This is a genomic window from Aurantibacter sp., assembly GCF_042094015.1.
GTDB lineage: Bacteria > Bacteroidota > Bacteroidia > Flavobacteriales > Flavobacteriaceae > Aurantibacter.
This window is the reverse complement of record NZ_JBELDZ010000022.1, coordinates 1-4,718: the sequence shown is the minus strand read 5'-3', so window position 1 is coordinate 4,718 and position 4,718 is coordinate 1. Positions and strand designations below refer to the sequence as shown.

The 4,718-nt window shown below is 27.7% G+C and carries 4 protein-coding genes; 1 reads left to right on the top strand and 3 read right to left on the bottom strand.

Features of this window, described 5'->3' with window-relative positions; translation table 11 throughout:
• Positions 1-437: anhydro-N-acetylmuramic acid kinase (locus ACFDSN_RS05005; protein ID WP_375238765.1), on the bottom strand; the 437-nt coding region annotated here is incomplete at its 3' end.
• A gap of 92 nt (positions 438-529) precedes the next feature.
• On the opposite strand from ACFDSN_RS05005, the gene ACFDSN_RS05000 reads away from it, so the two are divergent.
• Complete coding sequence (locus ACFDSN_RS05000; protein ID WP_375238737.1) at positions 530-1,672, top strand: acyl-CoA dehydrogenase; 1,143 nt, start codon at positions 530-532, stop codon at positions 1,670-1,672.
• 75 nt (positions 1,673-1,747) lie between these two features.
• Here ACFDSN_RS05000 and ACFDSN_RS04995 read toward each other — a convergent pair whose 3' ends face one another.
• Together ACFDSN_RS04995 and ACFDSN_RS04990 are read right to left on the bottom strand one after the other, a co-directional pair.
• A complete protein-coding gene (locus ACFDSN_RS04995; RefSeq protein WP_375238736.1) occupies positions 1,748-4,183 on the bottom strand; it encodes a helix-turn-helix domain-containing protein in 2,436 nt (811 codons plus the stop codon).
• Positions 4,180-4,674, bottom strand: coding sequence for a hypothetical protein (locus ACFDSN_RS04990; RefSeq protein WP_375238735.1), 495 nt, complete (start codon positions 4,672-4,674; stop codon positions 4,180-4,182). The genes ACFDSN_RS04995 and ACFDSN_RS04990 overlap by 4 nt, the downstream gene beginning before the upstream one ends.
• Positions 4,675-4,718 lie beyond the last annotated feature (44 nt).

Below are 4,718 nucleotides of genomic sequence, written 5' to 3'. Positions count from 1 at the left end.
ACTAATGGTGCACCTTGTCCTCCAAGCTGTACATCTTGAATTCTAAAATCACAAACTACTTTTTGATTTAGTAAGATTGCTAATTGAGGTAAATTACCAATTTGATAGGTTAAACCTATTTCTGGTTTGTGTAAAGCTGTATGTCCATGGCTACAAACAGCATCGATATCTTTTAGATTATGTTTAGAAATAAAATCTGATATAATTGAAACTAAGTAAATAGTGTAATTCTTATCTAACACTTTTAATTCTTCAATATTACAATCAACTAAATGAGTTAACTTATATGTCCAAAATTCTGAATATGAAACAGTTTCAGTTTCCTCAATAGAATAACTCCATACATTATCTTTAGAAAAATTTATATAAGCTAAATCTATTCCATCTAAAGATGTTCCAGACATAACTCCTAATACCTTATATTTTTTTTGTTCCATACCGAGTAAAAATAGAAATCCTTATTGAATAAATGACAATTTAAAAGTATATTTGTTACTTTAAATTATTGAATTATCAACGTATAAGCACTATGGACTTTAATCTAACAGAAGAACACATTATGGTTCGCGACGCAGCTCGCGAATTTGCAAAAACAGAATTACTTCCTGGAGTTATTGAAAGAGACAACAAACAAGAGTTCCCTGACGAATTAGTCAAAAAAATGGGAGATCTTGGTTTTATGGGAATTATGGTAGATCCTAAATACGGCGGAAGTGGTATGGATGCTATTTCTTATACTTTAATTATGGAAGAATTATCTAAAGTAGATGCCTCTGCTTCGGTTATTGTTTCTGTAAATAATTCTTTAGTCTGTTATGGTCTTGAAGGTTATGGTACTGAAGAACAGAAACAAAAGTATTTACCAAAACTAGCTAGCGGAGAAATGGTTGGTGCTTTTTGTTTAAGTGAGCCAGAAGCTGGTAGTGATGCTACATCTCAAGCAACTACAGCAATAGATAAAGGTGACCATTATGTAATAAATGGTACAAAAAACTGGATTACAAGTGGAGGAAGAGCTGGAGTTTATTTAGTTATTGCACAAACAGATAGAGAAAAAGGACATAAAGGTATTAATGCTTTTATTGTAGAAAAAGGTACAGAAGGTTTTTCTGTAGGCCCAAAAGAAGATAAATTAGGAATACGTGGTAGTGATACACATACTTTACAATTTAACGATGTAAAAGTGCCGAAAGAAAATAGAATTGGTGAAGATGGATTTGGTTTTAAATTTGCTATGAAAACTTTATCTGGTGGACGTATTGGTATTGCTTCTCAAGCTTTAGGTATTGCTTCTGGAGCTTACGAATTAGCTTTAAAATATTCTAAAGAGCGTAAAGCCTTTGGTACAGAAATTTGTAATCATCAAGCTATTGCTTTTAAATTAGCAGATATGTATACCGAAATAGAAGCTGCACGTATGTTGGTTATGAAAGCTGCCTGGGATAAAGACCAAGGTAATAATTATGATATGAGTAGTGCTATGGCAAAGTTATATGCTTCTAAAGTAGCTATGGAACATACGGTTGAAGCTGTTCAAATTCACGGTGGAAATGGTTTTGTTAAAGAATATCATGTAGAACGTTTAATGCGTGATGCAAAAATCACACAAATTTATGAAGGTACTTCTGAAATTCAAAAAATTGTAATTTCAAGAGGATTAATTAGAGGATAATATTTCTTTTAAAACTATATAAAACAGGCTTCAAAAATAATTTTGAAGCCTGTTTTATTTTTAATGAATAAATTTTCACATATTATTTAACTCGTCTAAAACTAATTTAATTTCACCATAAGAGTATTTATCATCCAACTGGTGTTTTAAATCAGATATATTTTCGAAGGTAAGTTTTGGAATAACTTTTAATAATACCTTATAATGATTATCTGGCACCAAATCTGTAATTTTAATTTCTCCTGTAGGAATAAATTTAGCTAAATGACCGAAAATAGTATTTTGATTTAATTCGCGCTCCATAGCAATTTGATCAATGGATTTACCAGACTTATATAATTCTAAACTCAATAAATTAGAATCTCCTTTTTTATGCTTAGTTTTTTTTGCTTCAAATAGCTCTTCATCTTTAAATGTTTCTATATTATTTTCAAAACAAAAATCATTTATTGCTTTTAAAATTTGAGTTCCATATTTTTCGATTCGGGTTTTTCCCATATCTATAATATTAGCCAACTCATTTTTATGAGTTGGTAAAAGCTCACTCATTTCATATAACGCTTTTTGTGTAAAAACTTGAAAATGAACTAAATTATTATCTTTTGCTATTTGGTTTCTTAATTGTCTAAGTATTTCAGCTAATTCTACATTAGAAGTACCTTCTAATACTTTTTTTCTAGCTTTTTTAGGTTTTTCTTTTGCTAAAAAAACTGCTCTAGCTCTAAGTTTAAGAAAATGTTTAACATCAAACCCAGAATCAAAAGCATTAAAATAAAGTTGTTTAATTGTAATAAATTCATCTATTGCATCTAATTGAATTTCTAAATCATGTTCTATAGCTTTATTATCTGTTTCGAATTTTAAATTTTTAAATGGTTCTACTAGAGAATCATTTAATTGGTTTTTATAATAGTTAAGTGCTTTTTTAAATCGGTCTTGGATGTTAATGTTATTTTCTGGAGCATTTGAATCTAAAGCTAATTCCTTTAATTGAAATTTAAACCCATTTGCTACTTTAAGCAAATTTGTAATACCATTTTTAGCTTTCATTAAAATTGGTTCTATATCTCCAATTATTATGTCTCTGTTTTTATAAAAAATATCTAAAAGACGATTGACTGGATATAAAAATGAATAGAAATCGAATATTTCAGAAATTAATTTTAATTGAAAATCTGATTTTGAATTTTCTAAGTCTTGTTCTGTTGGTTGATTTTCTTCTGCTTGTTGATTAAATGATATAACATTAGAATCTGTAATAATTTGATTGGACGTTATCTTAGATTTTAAGACTAATCCTTCTAAATTTTTACATCTACTTAAAGCCACATATGTTTGTCCATGAGCAAATGCATTTTCTGCATCTATAATAGCCTTTTCAAATGTTAAACCTTGACTTTTATGAATAGTTATAGACCAAGCCAGCCTTAAAGGCATTTGTGTAAACGAGCCTATTTTTTCTTCATTAATTTCTTTAGTTGAAGAATTAACACTATAAGTGATATTTTCCCAAGTTTCTAAAGTTGTTGAAATTGATTCGGAATCTTCAGGGCATTTTACAATAACCTTGTCTTTTTCTAAAGAAATAACTTTACCAATTTTCCCGTTAAAATATCGTTTATCTTGAGAGCTATCATTTTTAACAAACATAACTTGAGCCCCAACTTTAAGGACTAACTCTTCTTTATTAGGATAAGATGATTCTGGAAATTTACCTTCTATTAATGCTTTATATTTTATTGACTTACCTTTAAGCAGTTCTAACTTTGATTGATTTGTTAATTCTGCTTTATTATTATGAGTTGTTAATGAAATATAACCTTCTTCAACTTTAGAATCAAAATCTGGATTATACCTTTTATTTAATTCATCCGCTGAAGCTTGTGTCAAACTATTTGTTCTAATTTCATTTAATATTTCAATAAATGTTGGATTTGCTTGTCTATAAATATGTTTTAATTCTACTGTTATAGGATTACAATTTAGAAAAGCATGACTACTAAAGAAAAATACATTTCTATAGAATGGTTTAAGTAAACTCCAATCATTATCCTTTAACACAGGTGATAATTGTTGTAAATCTCCAATCATTAATAATTGTACACCTCCAAAAACTAAATTCTTATTTCTAAAACGACGCAATGTTTTATCAACTCCATCTAATAAATCAGCACGAACCATACTAATCTCGTCAATTACTAATAAATCGAGTGATTTAATTATATTAATTTTTGTTTTAGTAAATTTTCTATTAAATGAACTCGATTTATCTAATTCCTGATTTGGTATAATAGGACCAAATGGCATTTGAAAAAAAGAATGAATAGTAACGCCTTTTGCATTAATTGCTGCAACTCCGGTGGGTGCAACAATAACCATTCTTTTTAAAGAACTTTCTTTTAATTTATGTAAAAAAGTAGTTTTTCCTGTACCAGCTTTACCTGTGAGAAAAATATTTCTATCTGTATTATTAATAAAGTTGGAAGCAATATTAATTTCTTTATTTATCATTTAAATTTAGATAAAGTATTTATATTAATCCCAAAAGTAACATCAAAAAAATTATTTTCAGGATTTATCTGATGTAATAAATATCCTATACTAGCATAATGATGAGTTGTGTGACTATTAACATAAGCCAACAAAGAAGTATATGTATATTTTATCTTAGTTTTCCCAAATCCTAAATCATCATAAACATCTAAAATTAAATCTTCATTTAATAGTAGTTTTTCCAGATAACTAATTATAAATGAAAGTCTCTTTAATGCAAAATCTATATTTACATTAGATAAACAATCTCTGTTCCGTTTAGTTAAGTCTATAAACTTGTCGTACTCTATTATACATTCATAAAAATCTAAAATATGCCTTGTATGATTACCAATAGAAGATTTATAAGGTAATATTCCATTGTTTTGATAATCAAATTCTGACAAACAATTTAATAACTTTTTTAATTTATTAAGATTAAAAACATTCGCTTTAATAACTTCATTCATAACCTAAAGGTAGTTTTTTAGACGTGTTTAAAAAAGTATAAAAC

Bases quoted from the DNA above. Each gene is read 5' to 3' on its own strand.
- ACFDSN_RS04990 (WP_375238735.1), bottom strand. From the start codon at position 4,674: ATGAATGAAGTTATTAAAGCGAATGTTTTTAATCTTAATAAATTAAAA.
- ACFDSN_RS05000 (WP_375238737.1), top strand. From the start codon at position 530: ATGGACTTTAATCTAACAGAAGAACACATTATGGTTCGCGACGCAGCT.
- ACFDSN_RS04995 (WP_375238736.1), bottom strand. From the start codon at position 4,183: ATGATAAATAAAGAAATTAATATTGCTTCCAACTTTATTAATAATACA.